General features: G+C 56.9%; 14 protein-coding genes. 8 read left to right on the top strand and 6 right to left on the bottom strand.

Annotated features, from left to right (window positions below; genetic code table 11):
* Positions 1 to 67: 67 nt before the first annotated feature.
* The 3 genes from hemA to ispG all read left to right on the top strand — a co-directional run bounded on the left by hemA (position 68) and on the right by ispG (position 3,937).
* Positions 68 to 1,291: a 5-aminolevulinate synthase gene (hemA, locus tag AAC637_RS02905; protein WP_340302236.1), complete on the top strand. Its 1,224-nt coding sequence runs from the start codon at positions 68 to 70 to the stop codon at positions 1,289 to 1,291.
* Between the two features lie 151 nt (positions 1,292 to 1,442).
* Positions 1,443 to 2,696, top strand: coding sequence for a helix-turn-helix domain-containing protein (locus AAC637_RS02900; RefSeq protein WP_340302235.1), 1,254 nt, complete (start codon positions 1,443 to 1,445; stop codon positions 2,694 to 2,696).
* A gap of 113 nt (positions 2,697 to 2,809) precedes the next feature.
* On the top strand, positions 2,810 to 3,937 hold the full coding sequence (gene ispG / locus AAC637_RS02895) for a flavodoxin-dependent (E)-4-hydroxy-3-methylbut-2-enyl-diphosphate synthase (RefSeq protein WP_317654474.1): 1,128 nt from the start codon (positions 2,810 to 2,812) through the stop codon (positions 3,935 to 3,937).
* Between the two features lie 4 nt (positions 3,938 to 3,941).
* Here the strand turns inward: ispG and speE are convergent, their stop codons facing one another.
* The 3 genes from speE to AAC637_RS02880 all read right to left on the bottom strand — a co-directional run bounded on the left by speE (position 3,942) and on the right by AAC637_RS02880 (position 6,007).
* Entirely contained in the window at positions 3,942 to 4,805 is an 864-nt protein-coding gene (speE, locus tag AAC637_RS02890; protein WP_340302234.1) for a polyamine aminopropyltransferase, read from the bottom strand.
* A gap of 68 nt (positions 4,806 to 4,873) precedes the next feature.
* Positions 4,874 to 5,374, bottom strand: a complete 501-nt coding sequence (gene speD / locus AAC637_RS02885) for an adenosylmethionine decarboxylase (protein ID WP_340302233.1) — start codon at positions 5,372 to 5,374, stop codon at positions 4,874 to 4,876.
* A 159-nt stretch (positions 5,375 to 5,533) separates the two neighbouring features.
* A complete protein-coding gene (locus AAC637_RS02880; RefSeq protein WP_340302232.1) occupies positions 5,534 to 6,007 on the bottom strand; it encodes a YbaK/EbsC family protein in 474 nt (157 codons plus the stop codon).
* Between the two features lie 59 nt (positions 6,008 to 6,066).
* On the opposite strand from AAC637_RS02880, the gene AAC637_RS02875 reads away from it, so the two are divergent.
* Positions 6,067 to 8,880: a glutamine-synthetase adenylyltransferase gene (locus AAC637_RS02875; RefSeq protein WP_340302231.1), complete on the top strand. Its 2,814-nt coding sequence runs from the start codon at positions 6,067 to 6,069 to the stop codon at positions 8,878 to 8,880.
* Between the two features lie 39 nt (positions 8,881 to 8,919).
* On the top strand, positions 8,920 to 9,186 hold the full coding sequence (locus AAC637_RS02870; protein WP_340302230.1) for a hypothetical protein: 267 nt from the start codon (positions 8,920 to 8,922) through the stop codon (positions 9,184 to 9,186).
* A 4-nt stretch (positions 9,187 to 9,190) separates the two neighbouring features.
* On the opposite strand, the gene AAC637_RS02865 is transcribed toward AAC637_RS02870, so the two are convergent.
* Entirely contained in the window at positions 9,191 to 10,189 is a 999-nt protein-coding gene (locus tag AAC637_RS02865) for a GlxA family transcriptional regulator (protein WP_317654482.1), read from the bottom strand.
* Between the two features lie 225 nt (positions 10,190 to 10,414).
* Here AAC637_RS02865 and AAC637_RS02860 point away from each other — a divergent pair, with 225 nt between their 5' ends.
* Positions 10,415 to 11,800: a class II 3-deoxy-7-phosphoheptulonate synthase gene (locus AAC637_RS02860; RefSeq protein ID WP_340302229.1), complete on the top strand. Its 1,386-nt coding sequence runs from the start codon at positions 10,415 to 10,417 to the stop codon at positions 11,798 to 11,800.
* A gap of 20 nt (positions 11,801 to 11,820) precedes the next feature.
* On the opposite strand, the gene AAC637_RS02855 is transcribed toward AAC637_RS02860, so the two are convergent.
* Positions 11,821 to 12,357: a PAS domain-containing protein gene (locus AAC637_RS02855; RefSeq protein ID WP_340302228.1), complete on the bottom strand. Its 537-nt coding sequence runs from the start codon at positions 12,355 to 12,357 to the stop codon at positions 11,821 to 11,823.
* Positions 12,358 to 12,691: 334 nt separating this feature from the next.
* On the opposite strand from AAC637_RS02855, the gene gmk reads away from it, so the two are divergent.
* On the top strand, positions 12,692 to 13,369 hold the full coding sequence (gene gmk / locus AAC637_RS02850) for a guanylate kinase (protein ID WP_340302227.1): 678 nt from the start codon (positions 12,692 to 12,694) through the stop codon (positions 13,367 to 13,369).
* On the top strand, positions 13,366 to 13,884 hold the full coding sequence (locus AAC637_RS02845; protein WP_317654488.1) for a gamma carbonic anhydrase family protein: 519 nt from the start codon (positions 13,366 to 13,368) through the stop codon (positions 13,882 to 13,884). Before gmk ends, AAC637_RS02845 begins: the two co-directional genes overlap by 4 nt.
* Here AAC637_RS02845 and AAC637_RS02840 read toward each other — a convergent pair.
* Complete coding sequence (locus AAC637_RS02840) at positions 13,879 to 14,508, bottom strand: histidine phosphotransferase family protein (RefSeq protein ID WP_340302226.1); 630 nt, start codon at positions 14,506 to 14,508, stop codon at positions 13,879 to 13,881. The two genes, AAC637_RS02845 and AAC637_RS02840, sit on opposite strands and share 6 nt — an antisense overlap.
* Between the last annotated feature and the right edge of the window lies 1 nt (position 14,509).

The raw sequence follows: 14,509 nt of genomic DNA, 5'->3' as shown, positions 1-14,509 counted from the left end.
CTGACACGCAACGCTGGCCGTTATGCTTTAAACCACGGCCTGCGCGCGGAAATGTAAGGAGACGAGTGTGGATTATAACAACGCCCTTAATCATGCCTTGGATAGCCTTCACAACGAGGGTCGCTATCGCACGTTCATTGATATTGAACGCCGCAAGGGACAATTTCCGCACGCAACTTGGACGCGGCCCGATGGCAGCCAGCAGGATATCACGGTCTGGTGCGGCAATGATTATTTGGGCATGGGGCAACACCCTGTCGTTTTGAGCGCTATGCACGAGGCGCTTGACGCCACAGGCGCAGGGTCTGGCGGCACGCGCAACATTTCAGGCACCACTGTCTATCACAAACGCCTTGAGGCGGAATTAGCCGATTTGCACTACAAAGAGGCGGCGCTTGTGTTTACCTCTGCCTATATTGCCAATGATGCCACCCTCTCGACCCTGCCGCGGCTGTTTCCGGGTCTGATCATTTATTCGGATGAGTTGAACCACGCCTCTATGATTGAGGGCATTCGCCGCAATGGCGGGGCAAAGCGCGTGTTCAAACACAATGATCTTGCTGATTTGCGCGCCAAACTGGCGGCAGATGATCCTGCTGCGCCAAAATTGATTGCCTTTGAATCGGTCTATTCTATGGATGGCGATTTTGGCCCGATTTCGGGGATCGTAGAATTGGCCGAGGAATTCGGCGCCTTGACCTATTTGGACGAGGTTCACGCGGTGGGGATGTATGGCCCACGCGGGGGCGGGGTGGCCCAAAAACTGGGCTTGTCGGATCGTATCGACATTATCAATGGCACGCTTGGCAAAGCCTATGGTGTGATGGGCGGATATATCGCGGCATCGGCCAAAATGTGTGATGCTGTGCGCTCCTATGCGCCGGGTTTCATTTTTACAACATCACTGCCACCTGTGGTTGCAGCAGGCGCTGCCGCTTCGGTCGCGCATCTTAAGACGGATCAGGCCCTGCGGGATCTGCATCAAGAGCGCGCAGCAGTTCTGAAACTGCGCCTAAAGGGGATGGGGCTGCCTATCATTGATCACGGCAGCCATATTGTGCCTGTGATCGTAGGTGACCCTGTTCATACTAAGAAAATCTCGGATATGCTTTTGCGGGATCACGGGATTTATGTGCAGCCGATCAATTTCCCAACTGTTCCCCGCGGGACAGAGCGGTTACGCTTTACCCCAAGCCCTGTGCATGACCCCAAAATGATGGATGCTTTGGTGGATGCCATGGATCGCCTCTGGAGCCATTGTGCGCTGAATCGTGCCGAGTTGGTGGGTTAATACACAATAAGTTTATCACCTAGCCTAGCTTATGCTATTCTGTCTTTGGGGGATGACGGGGCCGATACGAATCGGCCTTGTGATATATGGGCAACGGAAAAGCAGTTTTGGCCAGAAACTGCATCCAAGGGTAGGTTTAGCGGGGCGCCAAATGGGGCATGATGAGACGGGGATGATGGGGGCATCAACAGAAGAATTGCACAGCGAATTGCTTATGGATGTGCCTTTGGGCGATCTGATGCGCGGTGAACGCGCAACCATGGGTAAATCGCTACAGGATGTTGAGGCGGATTTGCGGATCCGTGCCTCATATCTCGCCGCTATCGAAAACGCGGATTTAACGGTCTTTACCTCGCGCGGGTTTATCGCGGGTTATGTGCGGTCATATGCGCGGTATCTGAGTCTTGACCCTGAATGGGTGTTTTCGCGGTTTTGCGAGGAAACAGGGTTTTCAGGGGTCAGCGGGTTCTCTCCCGAGGTGGATCGAACCGCGCGCAGACCGCAGAAAATTGAAATGCCCAAAGGCCAGATGGGCGGCCTGCAAGAAGACCGCCGCTTTTCAAAGCGCCATGTTTTATACGACACGGATGACGGGTTTCTCCCTCGACTTGAGGCGGGCGCGCTTGGCTCGCTTTTTGTCTTGTCGGTGGTTTTGCTTGGCGTGGGCTATGGCGCGTGGGTCTTGCTCAATGATTTTCAGCGCGTTCAATTCGCACCTGTCGCTGATACGCCCGTTGCATTAACAGCGCTTGACCCGCTGCCCTTGCCGCAAAACACAACCAGCGATTTGACCGATGCAAGCCCCGCTCTGCCCGCCCAAGAAGAGACGCGCGACAGTGCCGCGATGGAGCGTCTTTATCGCCCCACCTTGCTTGAGGCCCCGGTCTTGGTGCCGCGTGACCGCGCCATCAGCACCTTGAACCCCTCAACCACAGGGGCTTTTGCCCGCGATAACAGCCCCGTCTTGCGCCCCGATGATATCTCGCGCGCGATTGCCGCCGCAGGAGGGGGGGAGGCCGCACCGACCGCCTCAACCAGCAATCCGCCCGTGACCCAAGAGCCGCGCGATGAGGTCGTCCTGTTTGCTGTGCGCCCCTCATGGATCAGGATCACCACGACCGATGGCACCGTTCTTTTTGAGGGCACGTTGAATGCGGGCGATAGTTATACCGTCCCCGTCATGGATGAGGAGCCCGTGCTGCGCGCAGGCAATTCAAGTGCGCTTTATTTTGCGCTGAACTCTGTCACCTTTGGCCCTGCGGGTGAAGGCAGCAGTGTGATTAAGGATGTGCCGATTTCTGCCGATCAGATTCAAACCCGCTATTCCATTGCAAGCGCGGCCTCTGATCCACAATTGCCCGAAGTGGCGCAATTGGTTCTCGAGCGCCTGGCGCAAGGCGAATAAATCGGGGGCCTGTTCGCGCTCTGCGTGTCCAAGCATTGTGCAATCGGTGGCAAGGGCTTATCTTGCGCGGTGAAACGTCTTTGCGATGCGACAAGATAAAGGTCACACTCCCCATGTCTCATAATCCGATCCGCCCTTGGCGCAATATCGACCGCCGCAAAAGCCGTCAGATTCATGTAGGCTCTGTGCCAGTTGGGGGGGATGCACCGATTTCCGTGCAAACCATGACCAACACTCCCACCACCGATATAAAGGCGACCATCGCACAGGTGCAGGCCTGTGCCGAGGCAGGCGCTGACATCGTGCGCGTCTCCGTGCCAGACGAGGCCAGCTCGAAGGCGCTAAAAGAGATTGTGCGCGAAAGCCCTGTGCCAATCGTTGCAGATATCCATTTCCATTATAAACGCGGCATTGAGGCGGCAGAGGCAGGCGCGGCCTGTTTGCGGATCAATCCTGGCAATATTGGCGATGCAACTCGTGTCCGTGAGGTGATCAAGGCCGCCCGTGATCATAATTGCTCGATCCGTATCGGGGTGAATGCGGGCTCCTTGGAAAAGCACTTGCTTGAGAAATATGGCGAACCTTGCCCTGAGGCGATGATTGAATCAGGTCTCGATCACATTCGGATCTTGCAAGATAATGATTTTCACGAGTTCAAAATCTCGGTCAAAGCGTCCGATGTGTTTTTGGCGGCTGCGGCTTATCAAGGTCTGGCTGAGGCCACCGATGCCCCCATCCATTTGGGCATCACTGAAGCAGGCGGTTTGACCTCTGGCACGATCAAATCTGCAATTGGTTTGGGCAGCCTGCTGTGGATGGGGATCGGCGACACGATCCGTGTCAGCCTTTCTGCCGATCCTGTGCAAGAGGTGAAAGTTGGCTATGAGATCCTCAAATCCTTGGGCCTGCGCCATCGCGGAGTGAATATCATTTCCTGCCCATCTTGCGCGCGTCAGGGCTTTGATGTGATCAAAACAGTCGAGGCTTTGGAAAAGCGTCTTGAGCATATCAAAACCCCGATGAGCCTTTCGATTATCGGCTGTGTGGTCAACGGGCCGGGCGAGGCGCTGATGACCGATGTGGGCTTTACAGGCGGCGGTGCTGGGTCAGGTATGGTCTATCTTGCAGGCAAACAAAGCCACAAGCTGAACAATGACCAAATGATCGACCATATCGTAGAGCAGGTCGAAAAAAAGGCCGCCCAACTTGAGGCGGCCCAGAAAACCGAAGCGGCGGAATAACCCCTTAGGGGATCAGACGCGCCACAAAGGGGGGCAGGGCGAACGCGCCGCGATGCACCTCGGGGGTATAATAATCTGTGCTGATCCCTGCCGCTTTGAACCGCGCCTCAAGGGTGGTAAGATCAACATGCCGCGCGTTACTGTCACTGCCCCAGCCAAAGGCCATTGGCCCGCCTGCATAGGTCGGAATGCTCGCCAGATAGCAGCTGTAATCAGAAAATAGCGTCTTAAAGGCCCGCATTGTGCCTGTCAGCTCATCCCCTTGCAGGAACGGAACCCCGTTTTGCGTGACCAAAATCCCACCTTCGGCCAAACGCGCCTTGGCGTGGCCGTAGAAATGATCGGTAAAGAGAACCTCACCGGGGCCAACGGGATCAGTGCTGTCGATGATGATGACATCATAGACATCCGCGTTTTGTTTCATGAACACGGCACCATCATTGATCACAAGATCAAGGCGGAGGTCATCAAAGGCCCCATCTGAAATAGCGGCCAGATATTTCTTGGAAAAATCCACCACGCCCGCGTCAATCTCGACCATGGTCACCTGTTCGATGCTGTCATGTTTCAGCACCTCGCGCGCCATGCCACCATCGCCGCCGCCCACAATCAGCACGCGCTTGGCGGCCCCATGGGCCAAGATCGGCACATGGGTCAGCATTTCATGATAGATGAAATTATCCGCTTCGGTCACCTGCACCACGCCATCAAGCGTTAAGATGCGCCCGAATGTGGGGTTTTCAAACACGAGTAGGCGTTGGTGATCGGTTTCGCTGTCATAATGCATTTGCGCCACGCGCAAGGCTTGCCCGTGATCTTGGTGCAGACGCTCAACGCTCCAATCGCGCATGGTTTCAGGATCGCTCATCGGCGGCCTCCTTTAGGGCAGTTTGGGGCAGGGGGAGGGGCGGGGTTTCACCGCCCCTGCACGCGCAGTTATGCCGCGGCAATCGCCTCGGTCACAAGGCCTTCGCCGCGCAGCAATTCTGTGACGCGCACATCTTGCGTGCCAAAGGCCGCTTTAAGCACATCCACCGCGCGCCATGGTTCGGCATTGCCGCACATAAAGACGTCAAATGCGCCATAGCCAATCTCGGGCCATGTATGCACCGAGATGTGGCTTTCCGCCAAAACCGCCACACCCGACACGCCTTGGGGGCTGAATTTGTGGGTATGAATGTGCAGAAGCGTTGCCCCACATTCGCGCACGCAGTCGCGAAATGCAGTTTGAATCCGCGCCTCATCATCAAGGCCATGGCCATTGACAACTTCGATGATCAGATGCGTGCCCGCGAAAACGCGGCCATCGCGGCGAATGAAGTGATCATCGCGTGTTTCATCGAACACGCTTCGGTCAGCCAAAAGGCTGTGAGTGTCTTCCGCATGGGCGCCTGTCTCCAGACCAGTCCCCAGTTGGAAGAGGTCGGCGCTAGACATAGCACGCCCCCTTCTTACCAGCAGATTGATGTGGTGGGCCCTTAGCGCCCCCCCGCTGGTGGCAGCGAGGTTGGGATCGGCACCCGGTTCGTAAGGGGGGCACCTAGTGCGTCATGTTTCCCATTTCAAGGAAAATCTTGGCATATGTTCCGATTCTTTTTATTCGGCCACGAAATCGGCCTGTTTCGCCCCGGTCAGTCGCAAAAGCTGTTCGGGGGAGATGCCGAAAATATGGCGCGGTGTGCCTGCCGCCGCGTATACCAAATCAAAGGCTAAAAGCCGCGGGTCAAACCATATGCGCAAGGGGCTCAGATGCCCGACAGGGGCCACGCCCCCGATTGCAAAGCCCGTGACACGGCGAATCGTGTCGGCATCCGCCCGCACCAAGGCGCACCCAGTCAGGGCTTCGGCCCGCGAGGGATCGACCTGATTAACGCCTGCGGTGATGAACAAAACCAACTCACCGCTCGCGACCTCGCGGAATATGATTGATTTCGCAATTTGATCGATTTGGCATTGCGCCGCACGCGCCGCATCTTCGGCGGTGCGGGTGCCTTCGGCCATCTCAAGGATCATAGGCTCTAGCCCCGCCCTCTCTAGGGCATGGGCCACGCGGGCGAGGCTTTTGCTCATGCGCATTCCCTTCTATCATCTGTCACAACCTTTGAGCGCAAACGCATGATAATGACAAGATGACCCAAAACGCCGCCCGCTTCGCCACTCGGATCACCCGCGCCCCCTTTGCCTATGACGGCGCCTTGGCGACAGGTCTATTCGCGGATCTGCCCCAATTGAACGACCTTGCGCCTGAACTGCGTGAGGTCATCCATGGCGTTGCCGGATGTGCGCCGTATCTGGCGGGCCTGATCCGCCGCGAAGTCGATTGGTTAATCCCCACCCTCAGCGCCGCGCCTGAGGCGGGTATGGCTGCAATTTTGGCAGAGGCGGCCGCCTTGGCGGCCAGTGATCTGGATGCGGGGCTACGCCGCCTCAAACGCCGCGCCGCGATCCTTGTGGCTTTGGCCGATTGTGGCGGTGTTTGGGATTTGTTGACCACCACGGCCCTCTGGTCGCAATTCGCCGATGCCTGTGTGCAGGCGGCGCTACGGGTTCATGTTGGGGCCGAGGCGCGGCGCGGACGCATTCCGAACCAAACCGAGGAGGATGCGCTCCGCGATGGCGCGGGAATGGTGGCGCTTGCGATGGGGAAAATGGGAGCGGGGGAGTTGAATTATTCCTCTGACATTGACCTGATCTGCCTCTTTGATGAGACAAGATTCGATGCAGGTGATGAGATGGTTGTGCGCACAGGGTTCGTGCGCGCAACCCGCCGCATTGCCGCAAGTTTGGGGGAAATCACATCCGAAGGTTATGTGTTCCGCACCGATCTTCGGCTGCGCCCTGATGCCTCTGTGACGCCCGTCTGTATCTCAATGGCTGCGGCTGAACGCTATTACGAGGCGGAGGGACGAAATTGGGAGCGCGCCGCATATATCAAGGCGCGCGCTGCCGCAGGTGATCTTGCGGCAGGGGAGCGGTTCTTGAAAACCCTCACCCCTTTCGTGTGGCGCAAGCATTTGGATTTCGCCGCCATCCGTGACACCCAAGACATGCGCCAGCGTATCCGCGACCATAAGGGCCTGCATGGGTTCACCCTTGAGGGGCATAATATGAAACTGGGGGCGGGCGGCATTCGTGAGATCGAATTTTTTGCCCAGACCCGCCAATTGGTGGCGGGTGGCAGAGATCCCGATTTGCGGATGCGGCGCACGGTTGATGCTTTGGCCGCCTTGGCCAAGAAATCATGGGTTGATCCAGAAGTCACAGAAAGCCTGACCGCGCATTACATCGCGCATCGCGAGGTCGAGCATCGTTTGCAGATGATCCATGACGCGCAGACGCACAGCTTGCCCAAATCGCCCGAAGGGATTGCGCGGCTTGCGGCCTTTATGGGCGAGGGCGATGTCGCCGCATTTCGTGCCGCGCTTCTGGCGCGATTGCACGCAGTTGATGACGCCTGCGAGCCGTTTTACACACCGCAAAAGCAAGCTGAGATTGAACATGAAGATGTCACTCTTACCCCCTCACAAATAGAGGTTTTATCACGTTGGCCGGGCTATTCCTGTTTGCGCGCCTCACGCGGGCGCGAGATTTTCGAACAGATCAAACCCGCCCTCTTGACCAAGCTGATGAAATCCGCAAATCCAGATGAAAGCCTTTCAAATTTTGATAGCTTTCTCAAAGGCTTGCCTGCGGGTGTTCAACTATTTTCTTTATTCCAGTCAAACCCGTCATTGATTGATCTTTTGGCCGATATCTGCGCAACGGCGCCCGCGCTTTCCATATACTTATCGCGCAATTCTAAAGTTCTAGATGCGGTTCTCAGCGGTGGGTTCTTTGCGCCATGGCCCGCACGGGACGAATTGATGCAATCTCTCAGCAGCGCGCTTGAAGGGCTTGATTATGAAGGACAGTTGGACGCTGCGCGCCGTTGGCTGAAAGAATGGCATTTCCGTGTTGGGGTGCATCACCTGCGCGGCCTGATTGAGGCCGAAGAAGCGGCCAAGCAATATACCGATTTGGCCGATGTGGTGATTGCCTGTTTCTGGCCTTTGGTCTGTTCGGAATTGGCCAAAAAACATGGGGTCGCGCCGGGTCGCGGTGGGGTTGTTTTGGCCATGGGGAGCCTTGGGGCTGCGCGGCTCACGGCGGGGTCGGATTTGGATTTGATCGTCATTTATGACGCGGGCGGTGTTGAGATGACGGATGGCCCGCGCCCATTGGACGCGCGGGGGTGGTTCTCGAAGGCGACAAAAATGCTAATCACCGCACTCTCTGCACCGACCTCAGAGGGGCGGCTTTACGAGGTTGATATGCGTCTGCGACCCTCAGGCCGCAAAGGGCCGGTTGCGACATCGTTGGAGGCCTTCACGCATTATCAAATGAATGAGGCATGGGGTTGGGAGCATATGGCCCTCACCCGCGCACGGGTTGTTGCAGGCGATGTAAGCCTTGGCGCAGATGTCGAAGCCACGCGGATGCAGGTGATCCAAACCCCGCGCAAGCCAAGCACGATCATCGCGGATTTGGCCGATATGCGCCAACGCCTTGCAGCGGCAGGGCGCAAGGGCAGCACCTTTGACGTCAAGGCGGGCATGGGCGGTATGCAGGATATTGATCTGATCGGGCAGGCGGGCGCGCTGATCGCGGGCAGTGCGACCCGTGCCACCGCGCGCCATCTGCGCGCAGCGGCCAAATGCGGTTGGCTGACCCAAACCGAAGCGGAGGCCTTATCTGCCGCGCATGCGCTATTTTCTCGTGCGGCGCAGGCTGCGCGCCTCTTGACGGATGCGCCGCTTGATCCAAGTGATATCGGGCAGGGCGGGCTAGAATTTCTGGTGCGCGCCACGGGCCACGCGGATCGCGCCAGTTTGGAAACTGCGCTTGACGCTGGCCGCTTGGAATCTGTCGCAATTATCGAGGCCGCTTTGACGCGCAAGCCCTAGATCGGCCAAGGGCATATGAGATGCAGGAGTTTCGGTGTTATGAAGGGCGATATCTATGATCCAAAGGCGCTGATCCGCGAGGCCTATCGCATTAAGGGGATCACGCGGGGCGAATGCCGCACGATTTTCATGGATTGGGCATTGTCCATCACCGCGGATGACCCCAAAACCTATATTCGCCATCTGCTTGAGCAATATGCAGCCGAAGATAAAGGGCACCCGATGAGCGAAACCCTGCGCGAGGCGCTTGAACAAGCCCCGCGCGCTGTGCGCCGTGGGGGACGCGCCGCACGGGTGGGGCAATAAGGTATTATTTGACGATTATGTCAGGTTTGCTTGCATGGGTGCCCCGCTCACGATAGGGGGTGGTGTCATATTGCGCCCGATAGCATTTTGAAAAATGCGAGGGGGATGCAAATCCACAGGCCAATGCTACATTGATCACGCTCATATCGGTTTGCATCAGCAGATTGCGCGCTTTGGCAAGGCGCAATTCCATATAATATCGCTTGGGGCTGCGGTTCAGGTAACGGCGGAACAATCGCTCTAATTGGCGCGTGGACATTCCGACCTCTTTGGCCAAACTTGCCGGGCTGATCGGGTCTTCGATATTATGCTCCATCATCCGGATAACTTGGCTGAGTTTTGGATGACGCACGCCGATGCGGGTTGGAATTGACAGGCGCTGCGTGTCTTGGTCGGTGCGGATCGAGGTATAGATCAACTGATCCGCCACCAAATTCGCCAATTCTTCGCCGTGGTCATTGGCAATGATTTTCAGCATCAAATCAATCGAGGCGGTACCGCCTGCGGTGGTGATGCGGTTGCCATCAATCACAAAGACCGATTTTGTCAGGGTGACGTCTTCGAATTCTTCGGAAAAGCTGTCTTGGTTTTCCCAATGGATCGTGGCGCGTTTGCCGTCCAACAGCCCCGCCTTGGCCAAAGTATAGCCTGCGGTGCACAGCCCGCCCACAACCGAACCGCGCCGCGCCTCGCGCCGCAACCAGTTGAGAATGCGCTTCGTTGTGGCGGATTGCACATCAATCCCGCCGCACAGCATGATTGTGTCTTCGCGGGTCAGCTCTTCGAGATCCATATCTAGCTTATAGCCGATCCCCGCAGAGCAATACGCAACCTCGCCCCCATCCCCCGCCAAGGCCCATTCATAGAGTGTGCGTCCCGACATCCGATTGGCAATGCGCAAGGCTTCGACCGCAGAGGCAAAGCAGAGCATCGTAAAGCGATCCAACAGCACGAAAACATAGCGTTTCGCGGCGTCTGCATCGCGGGGGGTCGGTCTGCTCATCTCCAGAGTCCTTTGAACAAAGCCACAATCATTAAACATCGCACCGAGGCGCATATCACGATGCAACCTTACGTGGTCGTTTCTCTAGCGAAACCACCAAATTGCGCGCGCCGCAAGCCCCCCTTTTGATCCGTAGCTTGCGAAATTGCCATTGGACGCGGGGGGTTTCCGCGTCTATAAGCAGGCCGAAATCGTAATTTTTATGGAAGACTGAAGGAGGCTCCCATGGGTGCTGAAGCCGCACAAACATGGACGAAATCTAGCTGGCGCAGCAAGCCGCGCGTGCAGATGCCTGATTATCCTGATCAGGCAGCATTGGCGGCGGTTGAGGCGCAGCTTGGTAAATATCCTCCTTTGGTTTTTGCGGGTGAGGCGCGCCGCCTCAAAGCCGCGCTTGGCAAAGCGGCCGGTGGTGAGGCGTTTTTGCTGCAAGGGGGCGATTGCGCCGAAAGCTTTGCTGAATTTTCGGCAGATTCCATTCGCGACACCTTCAAAGTAATGCTGCAAATGGCGATGGTCTTGACCTATGGCGCCAAGGTTCCCGTGGTCAAAGTGGGCCGTATGGCAGGGCAATTCGCCAAGCCGCGCTCAGCGCCCACCGAGGTGATCAACGGGGTCGAGTTGCCCTCTTATCGCGGTGATATCATCAACGAGTTGGCCTTCACGCCCGAGGCGCGCATTCCTGACCCTGCGAAGATGTTGCAGGCCTATACGCAGGCTGCCGCTTCGTTGAACCTGTTGCGGGCTTTCTCAACGGGTGGTTTTGCAGATATCGAACGGGTGCATAGCTGGACCTTGGGCTTTACCGATCACGATGACGCGGAGAGATACCGCGACATGGCCAATCATATCCAAAATAGCCTTGATTTTATGCGCGCGGCTGGCATCAGCCCACAGACCACACATGAATTGCACAGTGTCGATTTCTACACGAGCCATGAGGCGCTGTTGTTGGAATATGAGGAAGCCCTGTGTCGGATTGATTCAACCACCGGAAAACCGATTGCAGGCTCGGGTCATATGATCTGGATTGGCGACCGCACCCGTCAGCCAGAGGGCGCGCATGTTGAATTCTGTGCAGGGGTGCAAAACCCGATTGGTCTGAAATGCGGGCCAACCACCACCGAGGATGATCTGAAAATCCTTATGGATAAGTTGAACCCAGAAAATGAGGCAGGCCGCCTGACATTGATTGCGCGCTTTGGTGCGGGCAAGGTTGGCGATCATTTGCCACGCCTTGTGCGCACGGTGCAATCGCATGGGGCAAATGTGGTCTGGAGCTGTGACCCGATGCACGGCAACACGATCAAATCGGCCAGTGGGTTTAAGACGCGGCCCTTCGACTCGGTTTTGCGGGAGGTGCAGGAATTCTTTGCCATCCACCGCGCCGAAGGCACCATTCCGGGTGGGGTGCATTTCGAGATGACAGGCAAAGATGTCACCGAATGCACAGGCGGCGTGCGCGCTGTGACCGATGAGGATCTCTCAAGCCGCTATCACACAGCCTGTGACCCGCGCCTCAATGCCAGCCAGTCGCTTGAATTGGCCTTCTTGGTGGCGGAGGAATTGTCCTCAACCCGCCGTGATGCGGCGGCAGCGGCGGCGGGATAAAACCCCGCCGCGCTTATGAGCTAGCCTGCGCGCCCCCCTGAAAGGACGCGCAGATAGGGCACTTTGGTGGGTTTCATGTCCATATGGGGCGGCGGCGTTACAGCCGCCGTTTCTGCATGAAGCGGGTGCAGATCCGTGCGCTCAATTTCAAACCGATAGGGCGCATGGTTAAGCGGCCCTTTGGTCACAAAAGCCCCAATCGCGCGATCAATCACGCCCGAGGCGCTTTGCAAGGGCAAAAGGATCATGCGCGCCAAAACGGGTGGCTCAATCCCGCTATAGCTGCTTTGCAGTCTTATATCCAATTCCGCAGGTCCCGTGAAAACAGGCTCGACCGCAGCGGCAAAGCGCGGGCGTTCATTATAGGCAAAAAAACACCGCAGCGGTATTCCCCGCAGTTCCATCCCCATAACATCGCATAAATGCGTGCCGCCCAGTTTCAGGCGCAAAATCTCACCGCCGAGATTTTCCAACAAAAACACGAATGGCAGGGCCGCGCCTAAGATATGCTGCTGCAAATCGCGTGCTTTGGGTGGTTGGTGGACGGTGTCACGCAAACTGTTCTAATGCTGCCGCAATCGCGTGAAGGCCATATGGTGATCAAGGCTGTCGTCCTTGTCACGCGCGGCATCGCCAAAATAATAATTCCCCATCGTTTTCCCCTATCCTCAACGGGTTCGATACGCCTGCTGCATACCCCTATGCGGCGGATCGAAGGTTTATGTGCTGAGGTGTGTTACCTCGGGCATAGTAACGGCAAATTTTCGGAAAATTCAGCCCATATGACAGAAATTGGTTAATGGGGCATCGGCGCTGCTTTGGCTTGACCTCTGCGGTCTGATCCTCAAGATGCGCGCGCACAGTAAAGATCGCCATAGAAAGACGCGCCTGATGTCTCAGACCGATGCAAAATCTCTCAACGCTGCTACACGCCGTGGCTTGCTGATCATTCTTTCTTCGCCTTCGGGCGCGGGGAAATCCACGTTGGCACGGCGTTTGATGGCATGGGACAGGTCGTTGCGGTTTTCAGTATCCGCCACCACGCGCGCGCCGCGTATAGGCGAGGTGGATGGGGAACATTACCATTTCCTCGACCGCGCAGGGTTTGAGCGGATGGTGGATGAGGGCGCGATGCTGGAACATGCCGAGGTGTTCGGCAATCTCTACGGCAGCCCGATGCCACCTGTGCGTGCGGCCATTGATGCGGGGCGTGATGTCTTATTTGACATAGACTGGCAGGGGGCGCAGCAAATCCGCAACTCGGCGCTGGGCGCACATGCGCTGTCGATCTTTATCCTGCCCCCGAGCATTGCAGCCTTGCACGAACGTCTGGTGACGCGCGCACAAGATGATGCCGAAACCATTGTCGAACGCATGGCAAAATCTTGGGATGAGATCAGCCATTGGGATGGCTATGATTACGTTCTCGTTAATGATGATCTAGACGCGTGCTTTGACAATCTGACCACAATCATCACGGCTGAACGGATGCGCCGCATTCAACAGCCAAGCCTTGCAGGGTTTTTGCGGGGTTTACAAAGTGAATATGAGGGGATGCGCGCGCCATGATTTACGCATTTGAGGGGCATCAGCCCGATATCGCCGCCGATGCATGGGTTGCCGATGATGCCAATGTCATCGGCAAGATTGCCCTTGCTGCCGAAAGCAGCATTTGGTTTGGGGCCACGTTGCGCGGTGACAATGAACTGATTTCCATTGGCGCGCGCAGCAATCTGCAGGAAAATGTGATCTGCCATACAGACCCAGGTCTACCCCTGACTGTGGGCGAGGATTGCACCATTGGGCATCGCGCGCTTTTGCATGGCTGCACGATTGGCGATGGCACATTGATTGGTATGGGCGCGATGGTGATGAACGGTGCGGTTGTCGGAAAGGGCTGCTTGATCGGGGCGGGGGCCTTGATCCCCGAGGGCAAAGTTATTCCTGACGGCAGTTTGGTGATGGGGATGCCAGGCCGTGTTATTCGCGCGCTAGACGAGGCAGCACGCGCAGGGCTTATTCAATCGGCGGCGGGGTATGTGGCCAAAGCCGCGCGGTTTCGCGCAGGATTGCAGGCCTTATAACCGCGACCCCTGCACGCTGATCTGCACACGGGTGTCCGAGAGGCTAAGGGAAATCTCAGCCCCGATTTCAGCGGCCTCCTTTAACAGCATCAGGAATTGCACCTTGCGCGGGCTTGGGGTGCTGTGACTTACCCCGCCGAGCCATGCCAGACCTGACAAGTCGTGCAAGATCCGTGGCCCGTCAGCGCCGACTGTAAGCGTGCCGCGCTCTGGCTGTGCGATTGTGATATGTCCCCCCATAGGACGGGCCGCTTCGGCACAGGCGATCATCAAAAAGGCGCTTTTTGCATGATGGCGCGGTAAATCCCCCGTCAAAAGCCAGTCAACTGTCAGGCGGCCCGCGCCATACATCTGGCTCAGAATATTGCGCGTTTCGCGTTCAGATATATGCTGATCAAGCCGCGCCGCACCATAGGCGATCCGGAAAAACCGCAACCTCGCTTCGGTATCGCGCAGCGCATCGGCAATCAGAGCCATTTCAGGACTATTTGCCAAGCCGCTCATTTGCAGAAGTTCAACCCCGTTTGAAACAGCCCCCAAAGGGTTGCCCAAATCATGGCAGAGCCGTGATGCAACCAGGGCTGACAAATCCTGTGAATTTGGGCTAAAGACGATTTGATCCATC

The organism is Roseobacter sp. HKCCD7870 (assembly GCF_037830315.1).
Classification (GTDB): domain Bacteria; phylum Pseudomonadota; class Alphaproteobacteria; order Rhodobacterales; family Rhodobacteraceae; genus M30B80.
This window is presented reverse-complemented; position numbering and strand designations above follow the sequence as displayed.

Coding starts and splice junctions, on each gene's coding strand:
- AAC637_RS02865 (WP_317654482.1), bottom strand. CDS start 10,189: ATGAGCAGACCGACCCCCCGCGATGCAGACGCCGCGAAACGCTATGTT.
- AAC637_RS02900 (WP_340302235.1), top strand. CDS start 1,443: ATGGGGCATGATGAGACGGGGATGATGGGGGCATCAACAGAAGAATTG.
- AAC637_RS02870 (WP_340302230.1), top strand. CDS start 8,920: ATGAAGGGCGATATCTATGATCCAAAGGCGCTGATCCGCGAGGCCTAT.
- AAC637_RS02875 (WP_340302231.1), top strand. CDS start 6,067: ATGACCCAAAACGCCGCCCGCTTCGCCACTCGGATCACCCGCGCCCCC.
- AAC637_RS02880 (WP_340302232.1), bottom strand. CDS start 6,007: ATGAGCAAAAGCCTCGCCCGCGTGGCCCATGCCCTAGAGAGGGCGGGG.
- AAC637_RS02860 (WP_340302229.1), top strand. CDS start 10,415: ATGGGTGCTGAAGCCGCACAAACATGGACGAAATCTAGCTGGCGCAGC.
- gmk (WP_340302227.1), top strand. CDS start 12,692: ATGTCTCAGACCGATGCAAAATCTCTCAACGCTGCTACACGCCGTGGC.
- AAC637_RS02840 (WP_340302226.1), bottom strand. CDS start 14,508: ATGGATCAAATCGTCTTTAGCCCAAATTCACAGGATTTGTCAGCCCTG.
- AAC637_RS02845 (WP_317654488.1), top strand. CDS start 13,366: ATGATTTACGCATTTGAGGGGCATCAGCCCGATATCGCCGCCGATGCA.
- ispG (WP_317654474.1), top strand. CDS start 2,810: ATGTCTCATAATCCGATCCGCCCTTGGCGCAATATCGACCGCCGCAAA.
- speD (WP_340302233.1), bottom strand. CDS start 5,374: ATGTCTAGCGCCGACCTCTTCCAACTGGGGACTGGTCTGGAGACAGGC.
- speE (WP_340302234.1), bottom strand. CDS start 4,805: ATGAGCGATCCTGAAACCATGCGCGATTGGAGCGTTGAGCGTCTGCAC.